The sequence below is a fragment of the Mycolicibacterium agri genome (genome assembly GCF_002553505.1).
GTDB classification, from domain to species: domain Bacteria; phylum Actinomycetota; class Actinomycetes; order Mycobacteriales; family Mycobacteriaceae; genus Mycobacterium; species Mycobacterium agri.
Map to the genome: position 1 here is coordinate 94054 of NZ_PDCP01000001.1, position 22189 is coordinate 116242.

Consider the following 22189-nt stretch of genomic DNA (forward strand, 5'->3'; position numbering starts at 1 on the left):
ATGGCACTGTGGTGGTGTGGACCGACGCAGCGACGTGCTGATCAGCGCGACAGAACTGGCCGAACTGCTCGAAGCCGGAGAACCGGTGACGATCCTGGATGTCAGATGGCAGTTGGCCGAACCCGACGGGCGCGCGGCCTACGAACGCGGCCACATCCCCGGCGCGGTGTACGTGTCGCTGGAGGACGAGCTCAGCGACCACACCCTCGCCGGACGCGGACGCCATCCGCTGCCGTCGGGCCGGGCGCTTCAGGCTGCCGCCCGCCGGTGGGGGATCCGTCAGGGCGGGCGCGTCGTCGCCTACGACGACTGGAATCGCGCGGCCTCGGCACGCGCATGGTGGGTGCTGACCGCCGCGGGCATTCCTGACGTCCGAATCCTGGACGGCGGCTGGGCGGCGTGGCGCGGCGATGTCGAAACGGGCACGGCGGCAACGCAACCCGGCGAGGTTGTGCTCGCCCACGACGACCTCTACGCGGGTGCGTTGCCGACCGTGACGGCCGCGCAGCTGGCCGATGTGACCCTGCTGGACGCGCGGGCGCCCGAACGGTATCGAGGCGCCGTGGAGCCGGTCGACCCGGTCGCGGGCCACATACCCGGCGCCCGCAACCTGCCCAGCACCACCGTGCTCGGCGAGGACGGAACGTTTCTGCCCGGCGCCGACCTCGCGCGGCTGCTCGACGGCGCCGGCGAAAACGTCGGCGTCTACTGCGGATCGGGCGTCACCGCCGCGGTGGTGATCGCCGCGCTCGCCGCGGCCGGGCGCGATGCGGCGCTGTATCCGGGCTCGTGGTCGGAGTGGTGCTCGCAGCCGGGTCGGCCGGTGGCCCGCGGCGACTCCTAATCCTTCCGCGCGAAACGGAATCTACGCAGCAAACGCGCGAGGAGGACCCTGCGTCGATTCCGTCTCGCGACGGATTAAGACAGCAGGTGTGCCAGCAGCTGGGCCGGAGCGTCTTCCTGCACCAGGTGCCCCGCGTCGGCGATCCAGTGCAGCGTGGCGTGCGGGATCTGCTGCGACAGCCAGATGCCGTGTTCGGGCGGCAAAATCCTGTCCTCGCGGCCCCACAGCACCTTCACCGGCACGTCGATGCCGGCCAGTTCGGTGTCGTAGTCGGCGGTGTCGTCCTCCGACAATTGGCGGTACTGCCGGTAGTAGGCGTCCTGACCGTCGCGGCCGCGCCACGGCTCGAGGAATGCCTCCAGCACCTCCGGCCGCAAGCCCCGCTGCGAGGCGTTGCGGAAGTGGCTGGCCGCGATCGCGGTGAACGCATACTCCGGAAGTCGCTCGAACACCTCGGAATTCGACCGGATCAGGCTGAAAAGACCGCCCTCCCAATGCCCGCCGCTGACGGCGTCGAGCAATGTCAGGTCGCGGTAGGTGCTGCCTTCGCGCAGCAGTGCCCGCAACACGATCGCGCCGCCGATGTCATGGGCGACCACGCTGGGCGCGTGCAGTCCCCAGTGCTCGAGGAGGCGGGCGAACCTGCGGCCCTGCGCGGCCAGCGTGAGATCCTGGCCGTCGCGTTTGTCGGACTGTCCGTAGCCGAGGTGATCGAATACGAACACCGGACGGCGCAGTGCCAGCGCGGGCGCGATGTCGCGCCACAGAAACGACGAGAACGCCGTGCCGTGCACCAGCACAACCGGGTCAGCACCGGCGCCGAAGCGGCCCCAGCGGATCACTCCCTCGTCGGTCTCGAACTCCTCGGGCAAGGTCCAATTCACGAATTGCTCCTCTCGGCGGGACGGGGTTTCGATGAAGGGGTACCCGCATCAGGCCGAAATTCGACCTCGCTTGCCAACCGCCCAGCACACCAAAAAGATCGCGAACGAGATTGTGGTGACGAAAACCGACACCGGCACACCCGGCGCGAGTGATGCCACGATGCCGCCGACCGCGGATATCTCGGCGAACACCACCGACGCGACGATTGTCGTTGTGGGAGAGGAGAATACGCGAGCAGCCGCAGCGGCCGGTGTGATCAACAGCGACATCACCAAGAGCGCGCCGACGATCTGCACGCCTTGCGCGGCGACCACGCCGACCAGTGCGGCGAACACGATACCCATCGCGCGCACCGGCACGCCGCGCGCCGCCGCCACCTCCGGGTCGACGGTGCTGAACAGCAGCGGGCGATAGCAGATCGCCAGCACGACGAGCACGACCGCGGTGACGACCGTCAGCAGCGCCAACCCGGAATAGCCAACGCCGACGATCTGACCCGTCAGCAACGCGAAACTCGTGCCGGTGCGGCCGGGGTAGAGGTGAATGAACAACACCGCCAAACCTAGCCCGAACGCCAGCACCACACCGATCGCGGAGTCGCGTTCACGGGCGCGCTGCCCGAGAATGCCGAACAGCACGGCCGCCAGCGCGCTGCCCACCAGGGCGCCGAGGCCGACGTTGAACCCGGTAAGCAACGCGAAAGCTGCTCCGGTCAACGATAATTCGGCAGAACCGTGCACCGCGAACGACATCTGCCGCATCACGATGAACGGCCCGATCAAGCCGGCGACGAGGGCCAGCAGAACCGCGGCCAGCAGCGCCTGCTGCACGAAGTCGCGGCGCAGCAGATCGGCGGTGACGTCGAACGCGAACAGCGCCGACCACAGCTCGCTCAGGCGGTCACTCATGCTCGTGTCCGCTCGTGTGGCCGGAATGATCGGTGTGCTCACCCACGACGACGTAGCGGTCGTGCACCTTCACCACCTCGATGTCGGCGCGGTAGAGCTCCGACAGCGTCTCCGACGTCATCACCTCCTCGACCGTGCCCATCCGGAACCGGCCATTCACCAGATAGAGCACCCGATCCACATACGGCAGAACGGGATTGACCTCGTGGGTGACGAACAGCACCGCGGTGTTGGCGTCGCGCCGCCGGTTGTCGATCAACGCCGACACCAGCCGCGCATTGGCCGGGTCGAGGTTGAGCAGCGGCTCGTCGCACAGCAGCAGTGCCGGATCGCTGACCAGGGCCTGGGCGATGCGCACCCGCTGCAGCTCGCCGCCTGACATCACGCCGACGGGCACAGCGGCCAACCGCTCGGCGTTCACCTGCCGCAGCGCGGCGTCGATCGCATCGCGTCGCCGTGCCCGGTCGGCCGGTCGAAGGCTCGCCAAACCCCACCGGTGTCCGTCGACGCCGAGGCCGACCATGTCGCGGCCACGCAGGCTCAGACCGGGGTCGACCGCGCGATGCTGCGGCACGTAGCCGATCGCGTGGCTGCCCTTGGTCACCGGCTTGCCCGCGACCGTCACCGTGCCTGCGGACAGCGGCATCGCGCCCAGCAGCACCTTCAGCAGCGAGGTCTTGCCCGTCCCGTTCGGGCCGAGCACCGCGATGAACTCGCCAGCGCGCACCGTCAGGTCGAGGTGGTTCCACAACACGCGGTCGCCGAACGACAGGCAGCCGCCCTTCAGGTCGACGACGTCGGCAGAATCCACCACGCCACTATCGATTCGACTGCGGGGCTTTGTCGAATTGGGCGGCGAGCTCGTCGGTGGTGTTGCGTTGCCACGTCAGGTAGTCCACGCCCTGCGGCAACGTCTCGGTGACCGTGACCACCGGCAGCGACGCGCGCTGCGCCGCCTCCCTGATCTGGTCGGTGACGGCGGTTTCGGTCTGCGAGTTGAACAGCAGCACCGACACCTGATGGTTGTCGATGAGATCGAGCATCGCCGCGACGTCGGCGGGCGCCGGGTCGTCGCCTTCCTCCACGGCGCTGGCGAATCCGGGCGGGGTGCGGTCGGTGAGGCCGGCGTTGCGCAGCAGGTAGTACGCGACCGGTTCGGTGGCGACGACCGCGCCTCCCGGGTGCGCCTCTCCGATGGCCCGTTGCGACGCGGCGATCTCGTCGGCCTGCTTGCCGAAGTCCGTTGCGTTGGCGTGGTATTCGTCCGCATGCGCGGAGTCCAGGGCGGCGAGCCGCTTGGCGATCTCCTCGGCGACGGCCTTGGCGACCGTGACGTCGTAGAAGACGTGTTCGTTGGCCTTCTGGTCGGTGCCGTGCAGCGAATAGGCGTCGACGGCGTCGATGTCGGGGTGCTCGGCCAGCACGTCGTCCACCCAGTGGTCGTAACCGCCGCCGTTGTAGACCAGCAGGGACGCATCTGAGATGGCGGCCACGTCGGCCGGGCTCGCTTCAAACGAGTGCGGGTCGGCGGATGCACCTGATGCGATCGACTTGACCGTCGCATGCTCGCCCGCAACGGACTCGGCGACACTGCCCCACACATCGGTGGTCGCCACGACGGTGACGCCGCCGTCGTCGTGCGCCGAGCCTGCGCTGCTGCAGCCGGCGGCGGCGAATGCGGCCATGACGATCCCGATCAGCAACCTGCGCACCGGCCGACCTCCTAGTTGCTCCTAATACAAATGAAAACCGTTTCCAATAACTCTAACGTACCGTGTGCCACCTGCGCCACGGGAGCGGATTTGGTGGGCTAACGTCACGACCATGTCTCCCAGGAGTCCCACGCCGAGGCGTCGGGCCACCCTGGCCTCGCTGGCTGCCGAGCTCAAGGTCTCGCGCACCACGATCTCCAATGCCTACAACCGGCCCGACCAGCTGTCGGCCGACCTGCGCGAGCGGGTGCTGGCCACCGCCAAGCGGATGGGATATCCGGGGCCCGACCCGGTCGCGCGGTCGTTGCGGACCCGCAAGGCCGGCGCCGTCGGGCTGGTGATGACCGAGCCGCTGAACTACTCGTTCAGTGATCCGGCGGCGCTCGACTTCGTGGCGGGGCTGGCCGAGTCCTGCGAGGACGCCGGGCAGGGCCTGCTGCTCGTCGCCGTGGGACCCAACCGCAAGGTGAGCGACGGAGCGGCCGCGGTGCTGTCGGCGGGCGTCGACGGCTTCGTGGTGTACTCCGCATCCGACGACGACCCGTATCTGCAGGTGGTGTTGCAGCGGCACCTGCCGGTGGTGGTGGTCGACCAGCCGCAGAACATCTCGGGGACGTCGCGGGTCTGCATCGACGACCGCGCGGCCATGGCCGAACTCGCGCGCTATGTCGTCGAGCTCGGCCACCGCGAGATCGGCCTGCTCACGATGCGGCTCGGCCGCGACCGCCCACACGGCACCGGCAAGCCCGTGGTGGCCAGCGCCGAGCGTCTCGAGACCCCGCTGTTTCACGTGCAACGCGAGCGCCTGCACGGCGTCTACGACGCGATGACCGAAGCGGGCCTGGCTCCGCAGTCGCTGACGGTTGTGGAAAGCTATGAGCATCAACCGACTTCGGGTGGCCTGGCGGCCGAGGTGGCGCTTGCGGCCAACCCGCGGCTGACCGCGCTGATGTGCACGGCCGACGTGCTTGCGCTTTCGGCGATGGACTGGTTGCGGGCGCATGGGATCTACGTGCCGGGTCAGATGACGGTCACCGGTTTCGACGGCGTGCCCGAGGCGCTGCGCCGGGGTTTGACGACGGTGCGACAGCCGAGCCTGGAAAAGGGAAGGCGCGCAGGCCATCTGCTGCACAGCCCGCCGCGATCGGGCCTGCCGGTGCTCGACGTGCTGCCCACCGAATTGGTCCGCGGCCGTACCTCCGGCCCGCCGGTGTGAGTCAGTCGCCGAGCAATTGAGCGCAGCGCAGCAGCCCGAGATGGCTGTAGGCCTGCGGATGGTTACCGAGTGCGCGCTCGGCGACCGGATCGTATTCCTCCGACAGCAGGCCCGTCGGCCCCGCGGCGGTGACGAGGCGATCGAACAGCGCCTCGGCTTGCGACCGCTGGCCGGTCAGCAGGTAGGCCTCGACCAGCCACGCGGCGCACAGGTGAAAGCCGCCCTCGGTGCCCGGCAGTCCGTCGTCGCTGCGGTACCGGTAAACTGTTGCTCCGCTGCGCAATTCCGCTTCCGTCGCGATCACGGTCGCGAGGAACCGCGGGTCGGACGGGTCGATGAGACCGGACAGCCCGATGTGCAGGGTGGCCGCGTCCAGGTCGGTGCCGTCGTAGGCGGCGGTGTAGGACTGCACCTCATCGTTCCAGCCGCGCTCCTGCACCTGCTGCGAGATGACGTCACGCAGCGTGGCCCATCCCGGCGGCGCGTCGCGGCCGAACTCGGCGGCCAGCTTCAGCGCCCGGTCCACGGTCAGCCAGCACATCACCTTCGAGTAGACGTGGTGGCGCGGCGCGCCGCGGATCTCCCAGATGCCGTGATCCGGTTCGGCCCAGCGGCTTTCGACGGCGTACACCATCTCGCTGACCAGATTCCAGTCGGCGTCGGTGAGCGGGTCGGGGCGTCCCTCGGCGACCCGCTTGTGCACCAGGTCGTAGATCAGCTGCACGACGGGACCGAAGACGTCGAGTTGCACCTGCACGTTGGCGGCGTTGCCGACCCGCACCGGCCGCGACCCTGCGTAGCCGGGCAGTGAGTCGATGACGGCCTCCGGCCCCAGCATCGCGCCCGACAGTGCATACAGCGGATGCAGCCGTTCGGGACCGTGCATGGTCTCGATCACCCGGTGCAGCCAGTTCAGATATCCCTCGGCCTCTGCGGTCGAGCCCAGCGACACCAGCGCCGAGGCGGTCATCGCGGCGTCGCGGATCCAGCAGTAGCGGTAATCCCAGTTGCGGACGCCGCCGATCTCCTCGGGCAGCGACGTGGTGGCCGCGGCCATGATGGCACCGGTGTCGGCGTGCACGAGCCCCTTCAGCGTCAGCGCAGAGCGTTTCATCAGCGGCTGATGCAGTTTGGGCAGCGTCAGCGTCTCCGCCCAGTCGCGCCAATAGCTTTCGGCGCTCTGCCGACGGGAATCCTCGTCGACGGGGCTCTCCGACAAATCCTCGGTGCCGCAGCGCAGTTCGAGCACCACGGGACCCGCCGACGGGTCGATCACCGCGCGGGCGGTCTCGTGGATGCCGTCGGGAAAGATCTCCCATTGCACGCCTGGCGCGCGCAGCACCATCGGCTCGTTGGTGGCGAACACCCGAAGACCGCCCTCGTCGGCGCGCAGATGCACAGGTGCTTGCGCGAACTCGGGCCGCGGCGCGAAGGTCACCACCGCCTTGGCCTGACCGCTGATCACCCGGATCAGATCGGTGCGGCCCGCACCGACGTCGTGCGACAGATAGTCGGTGACAAGCAAACTGGCCCAACGGGTTTCGACGGTCATGGTGCCGTCCACGTAGCGCTGGCTCAGCGGCAGCGCCGCCCGGTGCGGGCCGATCTCGAAGTGCCCGGCGTTGGCGTCGCCGAGCAGCCGGGAGAACACCGCCGCCGAATCGGCCTGCGGATGACACATCCACACCACGTCGGCTTCGGGGGTGAGCAGGGCGACGGTGCGGCCGTTGGACAGCATCGTCAATCGCTCGATGGGCGTGGAGTGGCCGCCGAGCAACCAGGTGCGGCGGCGTTCCAGCAGGAAGTTCAGCGCGGTCGCGACGTCCTCGGGTGAGTCGATCCGATAGTCGGCCAGCGTGTCGCCCGGCCCGACCTTGACGCCGACGTCGGGCCCGTGCAACCGGTAGAACGCCTTCTCGTCGGTCACGTCGTCGCCGAAAAAGACGGCGGCAGAGGCGCCCTGCTGATGGCGCAGGATGTCGAGGGCCTGGCCCTTGTCGGTCTGGATGACGGCGAACTCGATCACGGCCTTGCCCTCGGTGATCTGGGCGTCCCACTGTTGGGCCGCCGCCCGCGCCTTCTTCAGCGCCTCGTCGGCGTCGGCGGGATCGGCGTTGCGCACATGCAGCGCGATGCTGGCCGGCTTGATCTCGATCGCCACCCCCGGGTACTCGGCCGCGATCGCGGCGAGGGTGTCTTTGATCTTGCTCAGCAACGCTTTTGCCTCGCCGTCGATGGCGTGCACGAAGCCGGTGTCGAATTCCGAGCCGTGGCTGCCGACCAGGTGCACCTCGGCGGGCATCCGTGACAGCGCGGCGAGATCGCGCAGCGCCCGACCGGAGATCAGCGCGGCGGCCGTCGACGGCAGCGCCGCCAATTCGCGCAGCGCAGCGGCGGATTCGGTGAGCGGACGCGCGTCGTCGGGGTTGGCCACGATCGGCGCCATCGTGCCGTCGTAGTCGCAGGCGACGAGGAGTCGCGGAACACGCGCGACCGTCGAGAGGGCGCGCTTGAGCTCGTCCGGTAACTCCTGTGTCACCAGCTAGATCTTAGGGTGCTCTCCGTCGCCGATCAGCAATCGAACCGCCAGGTCGAGTCGCTTGCTGACGTCGGTCGCCGACGCCCTGCGGGTGAGCCACGCCAACAGGTTCGACAGCCACACATCTGAGATGACCCTGGCGATGTGGTACTGGTCCTCGGTCGGCTCGCCGTCGCTCATCGCGCGCGCGAACATCGAATCCATCAGCTTGCCGACGTGATCGACCTCGCCCGCGGCAGAGGCGTCGGCGAACACGAACGCGCGCGTCATCGCCTCGGTCAGCAGCGGATTGCGCTGCATGGCCCGGTTCAGCTTGCCGACCATCATGCTCAGCCGCTGGTAGGGCGTGCCGCCGGTCAACGTCGAGCGGTCGGTCTTGGCGTCGATGCGCTCGAACTCGCGACCCAGCGCCGACACCAGCAGGTGCACCTTCGACGGGAAGTAGCGATACAGGGTGCCGACGGCGACGTCGGCGCGTTCGGCGACCGCGCGCATCTGCACGGCCTCATAGCCGCCCTTGGACGCGATGGCCAGGGTGGCGTCCAGGATGCGCTTGCGGCGCTCCCGCTGAGCCTCGGAGCCGAGCTCGGACTCGGCGAGCACGGAGACCGGCATCACGTTGGGCGGCCGCGTCTCCGCCCCCGAGGACGGATTGGGTTGTGCTGACACGGGCGCCTCAGTCATCGGTGCCGACTGCTCCTTCTTCATGCGGTCTCTGTAGAAACGATACGCATGCCGATCACTATTTCCTCACTTCAGTACCGGTTCGGCACCGAGCTGCGCTGCTGCGATGGCGTTCGACTTGACGCTCGAACACTGGCACTATTAGAACACGTTCTAGTGGGAAGCACGGCCTTCTCGCAACGAAGCTAGGAGCCCTCAACATGTCGCAGGCGTCAGCGACCGTCACCGACGAGCAGTTTGCCGCACGCGAACTGGTCCGTAGCTGGGCGGCCAGCGCCCACGCTCCCGCTGCGGCCAGGCGCATTGAGCAGGGCGATCCGACGGCATGGCGCGAACCGTACGCGGGGCTGGCGCAACTGGGCCTGTTCGGCGTGGCGTTGCCGGAGGACGCGGGCGGGGCCGGCGGCACGGTGGACGACCTGTGCGCGATGGTCGACGAGGCGGCCGCCGCGATTGTGCCGGGACCGGTCGCCACCACAGCGTTGGCCACGCTCGTCGTGCCGAGTTTGCACGCCGACTTGCTGGAGGCGCTGGCGAGCGGGCAGCGCACCGCGGGATTGGCGCTGAGCGCGGACCTCGAATACGCCGACGGGCGCGTGTCGGGCAGCGCCGAATACGTGCTGGGCGCCGACCCCGAAGGCGTGCTGCTGCTGCCCGCGGGAGATGACTTCGTGCTTGTCGACGCCACCGGGGCGGGCGTCACCGTCGAGGCGCTGACGCCGACCGACTTCTCGCGTCCGCTGGCGCGGGTGGTGCTGGCCGACGCCTCGGCCGAGGTGCTGCCGGTGTCGGGACGACGCGTCACCGACCTCGCCGCGACGGTGCTGGCCGCCGAGGCCGCCGGGGTGGCGAGGTGGACGCTGCAGACGGCCACCGAGTACGCGAAGGTTCGCGAGCAGTTCGGCAAGCCGATCGGCAGCTTTCAGGCCATCAAGCACATGTGCGCCGAGATGCTGTTGCGCTCCGAACAGGTTTCGGTGGCCGCCGTCGATGCCGCCCGCGCCGCCGGGGGTTCCGACGACGCGCAGCTGTCCGTCGCCGCCGCTGTGGCCGCCGCTGCGGGCATCGACCTCGCCAGGCAGAACGCCAAGGACTGCATCCAGGTGCTCGGCGGCATCGGCATCACCTGGGAGCACGACGCGCACCTGTATCTGCGCCGGGCATACGGGATTTCGCAGTTCCTCGGCGGTCCGTCGAGGTGGCTGCGACGCGTCGCCGAGCTGACCAAGCAGGGCATCCGCCGCGAGCTGCACATCGATCTGGCGTCGGTCGAGCATTTGGCGCCCGAGATCGCCGCTGCCATCGCCGATGTCGCCGCCCAGCCCGTCGAGAAGCGGCAGAAGGCGCTCGCCGAGGCGGGTCTACAGGCGCCGCACTGGCCGCGGCCCTACGGCCGCGACGCGTCACCGGCCGAGCAGCTGTTGATCGACCGCGAACTGGCCGCCGCGGGCGTCGAGCGACCGGATCTGGTGATCGGCTGGTGGGCGGCGCCGACCATCCTCGAGCACGGCAGCCCCGCGCAGATCGAACGGTTCGTGCCGCCGACGCTGAGCGGCGAGCTGTTCTGGTGCCAGCTGTTCAGCGAGCCGGGCGCAGGCTCCGACCTGGCGTCGCTGCGAACGAAAGCCGTTCGAGCCGAGTCGGGTTGGAAGCTGACCGGCCAGAAGGTGTGGACGTCGGCGGCGCACAAGGCGCAGTGGGGAGTGTGCCTGGCGCGCACCGACCCCGACGCGCCGAAGCACAAGGGGATCACGTACTTCCTCGTCGACATGTCCTCGCCGGGCATCGACATCAGGCCGCTGCGTGAGATCACCGGCGACGACCTGTTCAACGAGGTGTTCCTCGACGAGGTGTTCGTGCCCGACGAGATGGTCGTCGGCGAGGTGAACGACGGTTGGCGGCTGGCCCGCACGACGCTGGCCAACGAGCGCGTCGCGATGGCGCACGGCACCGCGCTCGGCAATCCGATGGAGGAAGTGCTGCGCACGGTGACGACGCTCGAACTGGACCCGGCGGATCAGGATCGGTTGGGCCGGTTGATCGTTGCCGCGCAGGTCGGCTCGCTGCTCGACCAGCGCATCGCCGAACTCGCCGTCGGCGGCGCGGACCCCGGCCCGCAGTCCAGCGCCCGCAAGCTGATCGGCGTGCGGTACCGCCAGGCGCTGTCGGAGTTCCGGATGGAGCTGTCCGACGGCGCGGGCATCGTCGACAACCAGCCGGTGCACGACTTTCTCAACACGCGCTGCCTGACCATCGCGGGCGGCACGGAGCAGATCCTGCTCTCGATGGCCGGCGAACGGCTGCTCGGCCTGCCGCGGTGACCGTCAGCTGAACGTGGTCTGCGCGCAGGCCGTCGGCGTCGTCAGGTTCACCCCGCCGTAGACCACCTGGATCTGGGAGCACGCATAGAAGTTCGACTTCGTGTCGGGGCGCCCGTAGGTCCAGTCGGTGGGCACCGAGTCGCCGTCGGCCTTGAACCGCTCGATCGGCCCACCGCCGAAGTAGGTGATCGAGATCTCGACGTTGTTGAGCGCCCGGTACATCTTCGAGAGCACGTTCTCGTGGTTGGCGCCCTTGGTCTCGCGCGGGTTACCCGCCGGCGCGCTGTAGGACGCCTCCTGCCAGGTGTCGCGGCTGGAACTGCGCAACGTGATGGTCTGGCGGGCCCAGGTGTCGCCGGGAAATCCGATCGGGCCGTCCGGCGTCAGCAGGTTGGCGGTGGTGTCGAAGAAGCACCTGTTCTCCGCCGCCACGCAGTTGGCGTTGACGTGCATCTCGATCGAGGTGGCCGGGTCGACGGGGATCGAGGTGGTGGCCGAGTTCGCCGCGGCCGAAGCGTGCGCAGGCGCAATCAGCGCCGCGATCGTCAGTGCCCCCGCACTTGCTGCTGCAAGCCGTTTCATCGCCAAGAACCTATCCCGTCGCTATTCGTCGTAGGTGACTTCGACGGAATCCGACCGCGGCCGGGCCTGGCAGCCGAGGATCAGCCCCTCGTCGAGGTCCTGCTGCTCGAGCACGTCGTTGTTCTCCATCTCGACCTCGCCGCTCTTCTTCAGCACCGCGCACGCGCCGCAGTGGCCCTCGCGGCACGAGAACGGCGCATCGAGGCCCTTGTCCAGCAGCACGTCGAGCAGCTTGGCGTTGCGCGGCCAGCGCACTTCGTGCGTTTCGCCGTCGAGTGTGACGATCGCGGTGGCGGGACCCTCGTCGCTGTCGTCCTCGTCGATCACGACTGCAGCGAACGGGTCGGACTCCAACGACTTGAACACCTCGATGTGGATGCGCTCGGCCGGCGTACCGGCGTTGCGCATCGCCTCTTCGGCGGCCGCCATGAACGGCGCGGGCCCGCAGATGTAGGCGTCGTGGCCGGCGTAGGGCGCCGCGAGCGCGGACAGCGCAGCCGCGGTCGGAAGCCCCTGCACCGACTCCAGCCAGTGCACCACCGTCAGCCGGTCCGGATATTTGGCGGCCAGTTCGCGCAGCGCGCCGCCGAAGATGACGGACTTCTCGTCGCGGTTGGCATAGATCAGCACCACCCGGCCGTTGCCCTCGGCCAGCGCCGACTTGCAGATCGACATCATCGGTGTGATGCCGCTGCCGGCGGCCAGCAGCAGGAAGTCGGTGTCCAGCGTCTTGGGCACGAAGGTGCCCGACGGGGCCAGCACGTGGATGCGCATGCCGGGATGGGCGTTGTCGCACAGCCAGTGCGAGGCGTAGCCGCCGTCGGTGCGCTTGACGGTGACGGTCATCGGGTCGCCGGTGAACGGCGAACTGCACAACGAATAGCAGCGGGCCACCGAACCGGTGCGGTCGCTCGGCACGCGGAGGGTGAGGAACTGCCCGGGCGAGTAGCGCAGCCGCTCGGCCGGGATCTCGGGGTCGTTCGGCCCGTCGGGCACCGCGAACACGAGCGACCGCGCGTCGTCGGTCTCCTCGACGACGTCGGCCACCAGCAGTTCCAGCACGTGGCTGCCGAGCGGCTCGTCGGTCACGCGGCGTCCTTTCTCTCGCGGGCCGTTCGCGTTCTGAACGGTCGGAATTAGAACAGGTTACAGAAATGCATGTGTGCAGGTCCAGCCGCCGCAGCAATAGGCTGCTCGACACAAATCGTAACGTGTTCTAATCTTTGTCTAGCGATCCGCTCTTCGTGCGAGGGCTCATCGCCGGGTCCGTTCTCTCGGGAGGCAAATCAGTGACGTCCATTGAACAGCGTGACGTGCAGTCGGTCCTAGACGGCATCGATGACTTGTTGCCGCTGATCGCCAAGCGCGCACAGGCGACGGAAGACCTGCGACGCCTGCCCGACGAGACGGTGGCCGAACTCGACGAGGTCGGCTTCTTCAAGCTGCTGCAGCCTGAGCAGTGGGGCGGCATGCAGTGCGACCCGGCGCTGTTCTATGAAGCCGTTCGCCGCCTCGCCTCGGCGTGCGGATCGACCGGTTGGGTCGCCTCGATCATCGGCGTGCACAACTGGCACCTGGCCCTGTTCGACCAGAAGGCGCAGGAAGAGGTGTGGGCTGACGACCCGACGGTGCGGGTCTCCTCGTCGTACGCGCCGATGGGTGCAGGCCAGGTGGTCGACGGTGGCTATCTGGTGAACGGCTCGTGGAACTGGTCGTCGGGCTGTGACCATGCGTCGTGGACGTTCGTCGGCGGGCCGGTCATCAAGGACGGCAAGCCCGTCGACTTCGGCAGCTTTCTGATTCCGCGCAGCGAGTACCGCATCGACGACGTGTGGCACGTGGTCGGCCTGCGCGGCACCGGCAGCAACACGCTGGTGGTCAAGGACGTGTTCGTGCCCCGGCACCGGTTCCTGTCCTACAAGTCGATGAACGACCGCACCGCGGGCGGGCTGAAGACCAACACCGCGCCGGTGTACAAGATGCCGTGGGGCACAGTGCATCCCACGACAATCACGGCGCCGATCGTCGGCATGGCCTACGGCGCCTACGAGGCGCACGTCGAGCACCAGGGCAAGCGGGTGCGCGCGGCGTTCGCAGGGGAGAAGGCCAAGGACGACCCGTTCGCGAAGGTGCGCATCGCCGAGGCCGCCAGCGACATCGACGCCGCATGGCGGCAGCTGATCGGCAACGTCGGCGAGGAGTACGCGCTGCTCAAGGAGGGCAAGGAGATTCCGTTCGAACTGCGCGCCCGCGCCCGCCGCGACCAGGTGCGCGCCACCGGACGCGCCATCGCCTCCATCGACAGGTTGTTCGAGGCGTCGGGCGCGACCGCGCTGAACAACGACGCTCCGGTGCAACGGTTCTGGCGCGATGCGCACGCCGGCCGCGTGCACGCGGCCAACGACCCGGAGCGGGCCTACCTGATTTTCGGAAACAACGAGTTCGGGCTGCCGCCCCAGGACACGATGGTCTGATGACGTCATTCGCCGCAGAAGCCGCACAACAGCAAGAGATCACGTTCGAGTCGACGTCGCGCTACGCCCAAGTCCGCGAGGACATGCGGCTGCACTATCACGAGGCGGGCGTCGGTCACGAGCAGACGGTGGTGCTGCTGCACGGCGGTGGTCCCGGCGCGTCGAGCTGGTCGAACTTCGGGCGCAACATCGCGGTGCTGGCCAAGCACTTCCATGTGATCGCCGTCGACCAGCCGGGCTACGGCCACTCCGACAAGCACACCGAACACGAGCAGTACAACCGCTACAGCGCAACGGCGGTGCGCAACCTGTTCGACCATCTGAACATCGAACGCGCTGCGCTGGTTGGCAATTCGCTGGGCGGCGGCACCGCGGTGCGGTTCGCGCTCGACAACCCAGACCGGGCGGGTCGGCTGGTGCTGATGGGGCCCGGTGGTCTTTCGGTCAACCTGTTCGCGCCGGACCCGACGGAGGGCGTCAAGCTGCTCGGCAAGTTCACCGCCGAGCCCACGCGCGAGAACATGGAGAAGTTCCTGCGCATCATGGTCTACGACCAGAAGCTGGTCACGCCCGAGCTGATCGACGAGCGGTTCGCGATCGCCAGCCAGCCGGACTCGCTGGCCGCGGCGAGGGCGATGGGAAAGTCGTTCGCGGGCCCCGACTTCGAGCTCGGCATGATGTGGCGCGAGGTGTACAAGCTGCGTCAGCGGGTGCTGCTGATCTGGGGCCGCGAGGACCGCGTCAACCCACTCGACGGCGCGCTGGTCGCCCTCAAGCAGATCCCGCGGGTGCAGTTGCACGTCTTCGGGCAGTGCGGACACTGGGCTCAGCTGGAGAAGTTCGACGAGTTCAACAAGCTCACCATTGATTTCTTGTCAGACGGTTCGAGGAAGGGTGGGTCATGAGCATCAAATCTCTGGGCTACCTGCGCATCGGGGCCACCGACGTCGCCGCGTGGCGGGAGTACGGCCTCAAGGTGCTCGGCATGGTCGAAGGCTCCGGCGCCACCGAGGGCGCGCTCTATCTGCGGATGGACGAGTTCCCTGCCCGCCTCGTCATCATCCCCGGCGAGAAGGACCGGCTGCTCCAATCCGGTTGGGAGACGGCCAATGCCGCCGAGCTTCAGGACATCCGCAACCGTCTCGACGTCGAGGGCACCCCGTACAAGGAGGCCAGCGCCGCCGAACTCGCCGAGCGCCGCGTCGACGAGATGATCACGTTCGACGACCCGTCGGGAAACACGCTCGAGGTGTTCCACGGTGTGGCGCTCGAACATCGTCGCGTGGTGAGCCCGTACGGGCACAAGTTCGTCACCGAGGAGCAGGGCCTCGGCCACGTGGTGCTGACCACCCGTGACGACGCCGAGTCGCTGCACTTCTACCGCGACGTGTTGGGCTTCCATCTGCGCGACTCGATGCGGCTGCCACCGCAACTGGTCGGTCGACCCGCCGACGGCCCGCCGGCCTGGCTGCGATTCTTCGGTGTCAATCCCCGCCACCACAGCCTGGCCTTCATGCCGGGCGAGACACCAAGCGGCATCGTGCATTTGATGGTCGAGGTGGAGAACTCCGACGACGTCGGGCTGTGCCTTGACCGCGCGCTGCGGCGCAAGGTGCCGATGTCGGCGACGCTGGGGCGGCATGTCAACGACAAGATGCTGTCGTTCTACATGAAGACCCCGGGCGGCTTTGACATCGAATTCGGTTGTGAGGGACTGAAAGTCGAGGACGACAAGTGGGTCGCGCGGGAGAGCACCGCGGTCAGCCTGTGGGGCCACGACTTCAGCGTGGGCTTCAAGTAACGGTGTCGGCGCAGCGGCCAGCGAGCTCGATCGACCCGCGCACATTCCGCAATGTGCTCGGGCAGTTCTGCACCGGCATCACGGTGATCACGACGATGCACGACGGTGTGCCCGTCGGCTTTGCGTGCCAGTCGTTCGCGGCGCTGTCGCTCGAACCGCCGTTGGTGTTGTTCTGCCCGACGAAGGTGTCGCGCTCATGGAAGGCCATCGAGGCGTCCGGCAAGTTCTGCGTCAACGTGCTGCATGAGAATCAGCAGGACGTCTCGGCGAAGTTCGGCTCCAAGGCACCCGACAAGTTCGCCGGAATCGACTGGAGCGTATCGGAATTGGGCTCACCGGCGATCAAGGGCACGCTGGCGCACATCGACTGCACGGTGCATTCGGTGCACGACGGCGGCGATCACCTCGTCGTGTTCGGCGCGGTTCATTCGCTGACCGATGTGCCGCACAAGAAGCCGCGGCCGCTGCTGTTCTACCGCGGGCAGTACACCGGCATCGAACCGGACAAGACCAGGCCTGCGCATTGGCGCGACGACCTCGAGGCCTTCCTCACCGCGACCACCGACGACACCTGGCTCTAGCAGCGCTCGTCGATGAACGCGATGATCGCGTCGGTTACCTCGCGATGCATGGTGTCGTTGAGGATGTCGTGACCGCCGCCGGGGAACTCCTTGATCTGAAGCGCCTCGATCTGCTCGGCGTATGCCCGCACCGCCCCGATCTGCGCGATCGGATCGACAACGCCGTGGACGGCAAGCGTCGGCACCGTCAGCTTCGGCAAATCGTGGCCGAACCGGTCCCAGGCGGTGTCGAGCGCGCGGGCAAGCGGCGCACTGTCGGCGTCGGTGAACGCCAACGGGTCGTTCTCGAGCAGGTCCAGATAGAAGGGGTCGTTGGACAGCCAGTGCGGGTCGAGGTCGAATGAGCTGTCGGTGTCCAGTAGCTCCGGTATCGGAATCAGCGGGGCGCCGGAGATGACCCCGGCGCGGTAACGGTCGGGCTGATCGAGCAGCCGGGCGAGAGTCACCACCGCCCCGAACGAGTGGCCCTGGGCGATCAGCGGCAGCCCGGGACGCTGCGCCTCGGCGATCTCGGTCAAGGTCTCGGCAAGCCGAGAGCTGTCGTCGATGGAGCCGAAGTCTCCCCGCACGCCGGGGCTCAGTCCGTGCCCGAACTGGTCCACGGCCCACAGATCGATGCCCGCGGCGTTCAAAGCGAAGCCGTACCGGTGGTAGACGCCGGTGTGTTCACCGAACCCGTGCAGAAAGACGACGACGGCGCGCGGCTCGGGCGCCGGCCAATGACGGTAGTAGGCACGGCCTTTCGGGTGCTCAAGGAACGGCATACCGTGAGTTTAGCTGTGATCTGGACCTCACGCTGCGAGTTAGTGAGACCTAACCCGCACGTCGCAGCCATTTGAACCGGCCGATTTCTGCCAACCGCCGATCAATTTCTGCCATCGGAATTAATCCTCTGACCTCGTGGTTTAGAGGGTCAGACCGGTTAGAAATCCCACAAGGACCGGCACCACGGAGTCCGAACCCAAAAGGCTCGAACACCAACAAGAGGAAAGAAGAAGGCACCAAAATGAAGAAGTTCGGGTTTGCTACAGTCATCGCCAGCGGTTTGGCTGCCGCGGTGTTCGGCTTCGCTGCTCCGGCACAGGCGGTCGCTCCCGCGGCCCCATCGGACGTGACGATCGCCAAGGGCGTCGATCACCTCGACTGGCTGAACGACATCCAGCAGCGGGCCAACGCGCCGCGAGTCGACAACTCGGTTCGCAGCCACCCGTAACCACACAGACCGAAAAGAGGGCGCCCCGGACGGGGTGCCCTCTTTTGTTGGTCACCGGGGCGGTTATCGCGCGCCCAGCAGGACTTCGCGCTGGTCGTTCATCCGGCCCCGGATCGCCTTGACCACCGCGGCGACTTCGGGTCGCCGCAACGTCTCCGGCCGCGCGACGAGCCAATAGCTCAATTGAACCGCGACCGTTTCTGGTAACACCCTGATCAGGTCGTAGTGCCGGTCGGCCATGAAACAGGGCAACAAGCCAATGCCCGCGGCGGCGCGGGTGGCTTCGACGTGGACGAAAACGTTTGTCGAGGTCACCGATTCACGCATCGGGGGAGCGAAGCTCGGCGCCAGGTCGAGGTCGTCGACCTGCAGCATGGAGTCGATGAAATAGACCAGGGGGAACCGCGCGAGGTCCTCGATGCTCTGCGGGCGGCCGTGTTCGGCGAGATATTCGCGGGCGCCGTACAGCCCGAGGCAGTAGTCGCCGAGCCGGATCGCTTCGGCTCGATGCACCTGCGGTTCGCCGACGACGACCTCGATGTCCACTCCGGATCGGCGTTGGCTGGCGCGTCGGGTGGTCGCGACGATCTCGACCGCCACCTTGGGATGGCGCCGCTGGACCTCGGCGGCGGCAGGGGCTGCGATGTAGGCGCTGAAGCCGTCGGTCGCCGACATCCGCACCACCCCTTCGAGTCCGCGCGCTCCCGTCTCGTCAACGCCGAGTGAGCGCACCGCGGCTTCAACGGTTTCGGCCGCGGCGAGGGCTTCGCGGCCGAGGTCGGTCAGTTCCCAGCCGCCTGCGCCGCGGATGAGGACGCGACCGCCCAGCGACTGTTCGAGTGCGGCGATGCGCCGCGAAATCGTGGTGTGGTTGAGGCCCAATTCCTCGGCGGCAGTGGTGTAGCGTCCGGACCGCCCGACGGCCAGCAAAACGAGGAGGTCGTCGGGACTGGGACGGCGACCCGCCGGCAACGTCATATCTGCATTTTTGCAGACAGATGCTGCGGTTTTGGCCATTGCGGGTGGGGGTAGGTGCATGAATACTCAACAGGTCTGTGGTTGGCGTCACACCAGGGGGGTTTCAGATGACCGTTGCCGGGCCGGTACCGACCGGGCTCAAGCGCGTTGTGGTCGCCTCGATGGCAGGCACCGTCGTCGAGTGGTACGAGTTCTTCCTCTACGGCACCGCCGCCACGCTGGTCTTCAACAAGGTGTTCTTCCCCGCGGACGACAGCGCTTACGGCGCCATCTTCGCCGCATTCCTCACGTACGCGGTCGGGTTCATCGCCCGGCCCCTCGGCGGTGTGGTGTTCGGCCACTTCGGCGACAAGTACGGACGAAAGAAGCTGCTGCAGTTCGCGATTCTGCTTGTCGGAGTCGTGACGTTCCTGATGGGGTGCCTGCCGACCTACCAACAGATCGGTGTGTGGGCGCCGGTGCTGCTGGTGATCCTGCGGTTCCTGCAGGGCTTCGCGGTCGGTGGCGAATGGGGTGGTGCGGTACTGCTCGTCGCCGAGCACAGCCCCATCCGGGAACGAGGCTTCTGGGCCAGTTGGCCGCAGGCGGCGGTGCCGCTCGGCAACATGCTCGCCACCGTCGTGCTGTGGGTGCTCACCGCGGTGCTGCCCGATGACGACTTTCTCTCATGGGGCTGGCGGATCGCGTTCTGGCTGTCGGCGGTCGTCGTGCTGATCGGCTACTACATTCGCACCAAGGTCAGCGACGCGCCGATCTTCGTGACGGTGCAGCAGGAGGTCGAACGCGTCAAGGCCGTGTCGTACGGCGTGGTTGAGGTGCTGAAGCGTTACCCGCGTGGAGTTTTCACGGCCATGGGGCTGCGGTTCGCCGAGAACATCATGTACTACCTCGTCGTCATCGTTTCCATCACATATCTGAAGGTGCAGGTCGGTGTCGACACCAACGCGATCCTGCGGTACATGCTCGTGGCGCATCTCGTGCACTTCATCGTCATCCCTCTGATCGGCAGGTTGGCCGACCGAATCGGCCGCAGGCCGGTGTATTTCGCCGGCACCGTGCTCGCTGCCACGTGGGGATTCTTCGCGTTCCCGATGATGAACACCGCCAACTATCTGCTCATCATCGCCGCGATCGTCGTCGGCCTGATCATTCACGCCCTGATGTACTCGCCGCAGCCGGCGATCATGGCGGAGATGTTCCCCACCCGGATGCGGTATTCCGGTGTGTCGCTCGGCTATCAGGTGACTTCGATTGTCGCGGGCTCGGCGGCACCAGCGATTGCCGTGAAACTGTTGGAGATCTACAACTCCTGGGTGCCGATCGCGATCTACCTCGCCATCGCCGCGGCGATCACGCTGATCGCGGTCTTCTACATGCGGGAGACCAAGGGCCTGGATCTGGAGACCGTCGACCAGGCCGACCGCGACGATCTGGCGAGGGCCGGCATCGTATGACCGAACTCGGGGGACGAACGGCCGTCGTCACCGGCGGCGCCAGCGGTATCGGCGCGGCATGTGCCCGCGAGCTCGCGGCGCGCGGTGCGGTGGTCACCGTCGCCGACGTCGACGACGTCGCCGCCAAGGCGGTGGCCGACGAGATCGGCGGAAAGCATTGGGCGGTAGATCTTTCCGATACCGCACCGCTGGAGCGGCTGAAGCTGGACACCGACATCCTGGTCAACAACGCGGGCATCCAGCACGTCAGCCCGATCACCGAATTCCCGCCGGAGCGCTTCCGCTTCATCCAGACGCTGATGGTGGAGGCGCCGTTCCTACTGATCCGCGCCGCGCTGCCGCACATGTACGAACGCGGCTTCGGGCGCATCATCAACATCTCGTCGATACACGGGTTGCGGGCATCGGAGTACAAGGTCGCCTACGTCACCGCCAAGCATGCGCTCGAAGGACTGTCCAAGGTGACCGCGCTCGAAGGCGGGCGCCACGGCGTGACGAGCAACTGCATCAACCCCGGATACGTGCGAACACCGTTGGTTACCAAGCAGATCGCCGATCAGGCCCGCACGCACAACATCGGTGAACAGCAGGTCGTCGAAGAGGTCCTGCTCAAAGAGAGCGCGATCAAACGTCTGCTCGAACCGGAGGAAGTCGCCAACCTCGTAGGCTGGCTCGCCTCACCGAACGCAGGCATGGTCACCGGCGCGTCCTACACCATGGACGGGGGCTGGAGCGCGCGCTGACGGTGTAGCGCGCTGAAATTAGTCGAGCCAATGGCCGATACGGCGCAGCGCCTCCTCGATATCGCTCGTGGGTCCCGCGAACGACAGCCGGACGAACGACCCGCCGCGCTGGGTGTCGAAGTCGATACCCGGCGCGATCGCGACGCCGGTGTCTGCCAACAGCTTCGAGCAGAACGACAGCGAGTCATCCGTCAGATGCGACACGTCGGCATAGACGTAGAACGCGCCGTCGGGCGGCGCCAGCCGGTCGATGCCGATCTTCGGCAGACCTTCCAGCAGCAGCGCGCGGTTGGCGGCATAGTGATCCAGCAGCGCGTCGGCCTCGGCGATGGACTCCGGCGTGAACGCCGCGACGGCGGCCGTCTGCGCCAACGCAGGCGGGCAGATCGTGAAGTTGCCGGTCAGGCAGTCCACCGCGCGCTGCAGCTCCTTGGGCACCAACAGCCAGCCGAGCCGCCAACCCGTCATCGCGAAGTATTTCGAGAAGCTGTTCACCACAACGGCTTCCCGCGACGTCTGCCACGCGCAACTGGTCTCCGGTGCGCCTTCGTAGACCAGGCCGTGGTACACCTCGTCGCTGATCAGCCGGACGCCGGCCTCATCGCACCACGACGCGATCGCCGCCAGCTCATCTGGCGGAATCACGGTGCCGGTCGGATTGGCCGGGCTCGCCACGATCACGCCGCGCACCGGCGGGTCGAGTTCGGCGAGCATGGCCGCGGTGGGCTGGAAACGTGTCTGCGGCCCGCAGGGAATCTCGACGACCTCGCATCCGAGCGCGGTCAGGATGTTGCGGTAGCACGGGTATCCGGGGCTGGCGATCGCCACCCGGTCGCCGGCGTCGAAGCAGGCCAAAAACGCCAGCAGGAAACCGCCGGAGGAGCCGGTGGTGATCACGACGTCGGCCGGGTCGACGGTGAGCCCGTAGCGCCGGTGATACGAGTCCGCGATCGCGGTCCGCAGTTCCGGAATGCCGAGCGCGACGGTGTAGCCGAGGACGGTGGTGTCGAGCGCCTCCTTGGCCGCGGCTCGCACCGCCGCGGGCGCTCCGGCGCTCGGCTGACCCGCCGAGAGGTTGACCAGGTCGCCGTGCGAGCGCTGGCGCTCCGCGGCGGCCAGCCACACGTCCATGACGTGAAACGGCGGGATGCCCGCGCGCAGCGAGACGGTGCGTTCCAAGGCGTTCCTCTCGTCCACCATTGCCGCAAGGCTACAAGCCTATTCACTCGCCGGTTTGTGCATCTGGCGACGCTT

General features: G+C 67.6%; 21 protein-coding genes. 10 read left to right on the forward strand and 11 right to left on the reverse strand.

Annotation, left to right across the window (positions count from 1 at the left end; translation table 11 throughout):
* The first annotated feature begins 16 nt into the window (after positions 1–16).
* Positions 17–844: a sulfurtransferase gene (locus CQY20_RS00465; RefSeq protein ID WP_097937672.1), complete on the forward strand. Its 828-nt coding sequence runs from the start codon at positions 17–19 to the stop codon at positions 842–844.
* Between the two features lie 74 nt (positions 845–918).
* On the opposite strand, the gene CQY20_RS00470 is transcribed toward CQY20_RS00465, so the two are convergent.
* From CQY20_RS00470 to CQY20_RS00485, 4 genes are read right to left on the reverse strand one after another with little or no spacing between them, the layout of a single operon-like run.
* Positions 919–1728: an alpha/beta fold hydrolase gene (locus tag CQY20_RS00470; RefSeq protein WP_097937673.1), complete on the reverse strand. Its 810-nt coding sequence runs from the start codon at positions 1726–1728 to the stop codon at positions 919–921.
* 48 nt (positions 1729–1776) lie between these two features.
* Complete coding sequence (locus CQY20_RS00475) at positions 1777–2637, reverse strand: metal ABC transporter permease (protein WP_097937674.1); 861 nt, start codon at positions 2635–2637, stop codon at positions 1777–1779.
* Entirely contained in the window at positions 2630–3463 is an 834-nt protein-coding gene (locus tag CQY20_RS00480; RefSeq protein ID WP_097937675.1) for a metal ABC transporter ATP-binding protein, read from the reverse strand. The genes CQY20_RS00475 and CQY20_RS00480 overlap by 8 nt, the downstream gene beginning before the upstream one ends.
* Complete coding sequence (locus tag CQY20_RS00485; protein WP_097937792.1) at positions 3456–4322, reverse strand: metal ABC transporter solute-binding protein, Zn/Mn family; 867 nt, start codon at positions 4320–4322, stop codon at positions 3456–3458. Before CQY20_RS00485 ends, CQY20_RS00480 begins: the two co-directional genes overlap by 8 nt.
* A 139-nt stretch (positions 4323–4461) precedes the next feature.
* Between CQY20_RS00485 and CQY20_RS00490 the strand changes: the two genes are divergently transcribed.
* Positions 4462–5565, forward strand: a complete 1104-nt coding sequence (locus tag CQY20_RS00490; RefSeq protein WP_097937676.1) for an Rv3575c family transcriptional regulator — start codon at positions 4462–4464, stop codon at positions 5563–5565.
* A gap of 1 nt (position 5566) precedes the next feature.
* Here the strand turns inward: CQY20_RS00490 and otsB are convergent, their stop codons facing one another.
* Together otsB and kstR are read right to left on the reverse strand one after the other, a co-directional pair.
* Positions 5567–8107, reverse strand: a complete 2541-nt coding sequence (otsB, locus tag CQY20_RS00495; RefSeq protein WP_097937677.1) for a trehalose-phosphatase — start codon at positions 8105–8107, stop codon at positions 5567–5569.
* On the reverse strand, positions 8108–8788 hold the full coding sequence (kstR, locus tag CQY20_RS00500; protein WP_097937793.1) for a cholesterol catabolism transcriptional regulator KstR: 681 nt from the start codon (positions 8786–8788) through the stop codon (positions 8108–8110). It abuts the gene before it with no gap.
* A 200-nt stretch (positions 8789–8988) separates the two neighbouring features.
* On the opposite strand from kstR, the gene CQY20_RS00505 reads away from it, so the two are divergent.
* Positions 8989–11109: an acyl-CoA dehydrogenase family protein gene (locus tag CQY20_RS00505; RefSeq protein ID WP_097937678.1), complete on the forward strand. Its 2121-nt coding sequence runs from the start codon at positions 8989–8991 to the stop codon at positions 11107–11109.
* A 3-nt stretch (positions 11110–11112) separates the two neighbouring features.
* Here CQY20_RS00505 and CQY20_RS00510 read toward each other — a convergent pair whose 3' ends face one another.
* Together CQY20_RS00510 and CQY20_RS00515 are read right to left on the reverse strand one after the other, a co-directional pair.
* Positions 11113–11691 carry a hypothetical protein gene (locus tag CQY20_RS00510; protein ID WP_097937679.1) on the reverse strand — a complete coding sequence of 193 codons (579 nt, stop codon included), beginning with the start codon at positions 11689–11691 and terminating at the stop codon, positions 11113–11115.
* 21 nt (positions 11692–11712) lie between these two features.
* A complete protein-coding gene (locus CQY20_RS00515) occupies positions 11713–12780 on the reverse strand; it encodes a ferredoxin--NADP reductase (protein ID WP_097937680.1) in 1068 nt (355 codons plus the stop codon).
* A gap of 200 nt (positions 12781–12980) precedes the next feature.
* On the opposite strand from CQY20_RS00515, the gene hsaA reads away from it, so the two are divergent.
* The 4 genes from hsaA to hsaB are packed head-to-tail and all read left to right on the forward strand — an operon-like array spanning position 12981 to position 16547.
* A complete protein-coding gene (hsaA, locus tag CQY20_RS00520) occupies positions 12981–14165 on the forward strand; it encodes a 3-hydroxy-9,10-secoandrosta-1,3,5(10)-triene-9,17-dione monooxygenase oxygenase subunit (protein WP_097937681.1) in 1185 nt (394 codons plus the stop codon).
* Complete coding sequence (gene hsaD / locus CQY20_RS00525) at positions 14165–15070, forward strand: 4,5:9,10-diseco-3-hydroxy-5,9,17-trioxoandrosta-1(10),2-diene-4-oate hydrolase (protein WP_097937682.1); 906 nt, start codon at positions 14165–14167, stop codon at positions 15068–15070. The genes hsaA and hsaD overlap by 1 nt, the downstream gene beginning before the upstream one ends.
* A complete protein-coding gene (gene hsaC / locus CQY20_RS00530) occupies positions 15067–15966 on the forward strand; it encodes an iron-dependent extradiol dioxygenase HsaC (protein WP_097937683.1) in 900 nt (299 codons plus the stop codon). Before hsaD ends, hsaC begins: the two co-directional genes overlap by 4 nt.
* 2 nt (positions 15967–15968) lie before the next feature.
* Complete coding sequence (hsaB, locus tag CQY20_RS00535) at positions 15969–16547, forward strand: 3-hydroxy-9,10-secoandrosta-1,3,5(10)-triene-9,17-dione monooxygenase reductase subunit (protein WP_097937684.1); 579 nt, start codon at positions 15969–15971, stop codon at positions 16545–16547.
* Here the strand turns inward: hsaB and CQY20_RS00540 are convergent.
* A complete protein-coding gene (locus tag CQY20_RS00540; RefSeq protein WP_097937685.1) occupies positions 16544–17311 on the reverse strand; it encodes an alpha/beta fold hydrolase in 768 nt (255 codons plus the stop codon). The two genes, hsaB and CQY20_RS00540, sit on opposite strands and share 4 nt — an antisense overlap.
* A 242-nt stretch (positions 17312–17553) precedes the next feature.
* On the opposite strand from CQY20_RS00540, the gene CQY20_RS00545 reads away from it, so the two are divergent.
* Positions 17554–17760 carry a hypothetical protein gene (locus CQY20_RS00545; protein WP_097937686.1) on the forward strand — a complete coding sequence of 69 codons (207 nt, stop codon included), beginning with the start codon at positions 17554–17556 and terminating at the stop codon, positions 17758–17760.
* A 63-nt stretch (positions 17761–17823) separates the two neighbouring features.
* Here the strand turns inward: CQY20_RS00545 and CQY20_RS00550 are convergent, their stop codons facing one another.
* Positions 17824–18738: a LysR family transcriptional regulator gene (locus CQY20_RS00550; RefSeq protein ID WP_234816032.1), complete on the reverse strand. Its 915-nt coding sequence runs from the start codon at positions 18736–18738 to the stop codon at positions 17824–17826.
* Between the two features lie 107 nt (positions 18739–18845).
* Between CQY20_RS00550 and CQY20_RS00555 the strand changes: the two genes are divergently transcribed.
* Both CQY20_RS00555 and CQY20_RS00560 read left to right on the forward strand, forming a co-directional pair.
* Positions 18846–20192: an MFS transporter gene (locus CQY20_RS00555; protein ID WP_097937688.1), complete on the forward strand. Its 1347-nt coding sequence runs from the start codon at positions 18846–18848 to the stop codon at positions 20190–20192.
* Positions 20189–20935 carry a 3-hydroxybutyrate dehydrogenase gene (locus CQY20_RS00560; protein ID WP_097937689.1) on the forward strand — a complete coding sequence of 249 codons (747 nt, stop codon included), beginning with the start codon at positions 20189–20191 and terminating at the stop codon, positions 20933–20935. Before CQY20_RS00555 ends, CQY20_RS00560 begins: the two co-directional genes overlap by 4 nt.
* 18 nt (positions 20936–20953) lie before the next feature.
* Here CQY20_RS00560 and CQY20_RS00565 read toward each other — a convergent pair whose 3' ends face one another.
* Positions 20954–22135, reverse strand: a complete 1182-nt coding sequence (locus CQY20_RS00565; RefSeq protein ID WP_097937690.1) for a pyridoxal phosphate-dependent aminotransferase — start codon at positions 22133–22135, stop codon at positions 20954–20956.
* Between the last annotated feature and the right edge of the window lie 54 nt (positions 22136–22189).

Bases quoted from the DNA above. Each gene is read 5' to 3' on its own strand.
- CQY20_RS00475 (WP_097937674.1), bottom strand. From the start codon at position 2,637: ATGAGTGACCGCCTGAGCGAGCTGTGGTCGGCGCTGTTCGCGTTCGAC.
- CQY20_RS00485 (WP_097937792.1), bottom strand. From the start codon at position 4,322: ATGGCCGCATTCGCCGCCGCCGGCTGCAGCAGCGCAGGCTCGGCGCAC.
- CQY20_RS00490 (WP_097937676.1), top strand. From the start codon at position 4,462: ATGTCTCCCAGGAGTCCCACGCCGAGGCGTCGGGCCACCCTGGCCTCG.
- kstR (WP_097937793.1), bottom strand. From the start codon at position 8,788: ATGACTGAGGCGCCCGTGTCAGCACAACCCAATCCGTCCTCGGGGGCG.
- CQY20_RS00505 (WP_097937678.1), top strand. From the start codon at position 8,989: ATGTCGCAGGCGTCAGCGACCGTCACCGACGAGCAGTTTGCCGCACGC.
- CQY20_RS00510 (WP_097937679.1), bottom strand. From the start codon at position 11,691: ATGAAACGGCTTGCAGCAGCAAGTGCGGGGGCACTGACGATCGCGGCG.
- hsaD (WP_097937682.1), top strand. From the start codon at position 14,165: ATGACGTCATTCGCCGCAGAAGCCGCACAACAGCAAGAGATCACGTTC.
- hsaC (WP_097937683.1), top strand. From the start codon at position 15,067: ATGAGCATCAAATCTCTGGGCTACCTGCGCATCGGGGCCACCGACGTC.
- CQY20_RS00540 (WP_097937685.1), bottom strand. From the start codon at position 17,311: ATGCCGTTCCTTGAGCACCCGAAAGGCCGTGCCTACTACCGTCATTGG.
- CQY20_RS00545 (WP_097937686.1), top strand. From the start codon at position 17,554: ATGAAGAAGTTCGGGTTTGCTACAGTCATCGCCAGCGGTTTGGCTGCC.
- CQY20_RS00550 (WP_234816032.1), bottom strand. From the start codon at position 18,738: ATGACGTTGCCGGCGGGTCGCCGTCCCAGTCCCGACGACCTCCTCGTT.
- CQY20_RS00555 (WP_097937688.1), top strand. From the start codon at position 18,846: ATGACCGTTGCCGGGCCGGTACCGACCGGGCTCAAGCGCGTTGTGGTC.
- CQY20_RS00560 (WP_097937689.1), top strand. From the start codon at position 20,189: ATGACCGAACTCGGGGGACGAACGGCCGTCGTCACCGGCGGCGCCAGC.
- CQY20_RS00565 (WP_097937690.1), bottom strand. From the start codon at position 22,135: ATGGTGGACGAGAGGAACGCCTTGGAACGCACCGTCTCGCTGCGCGCG.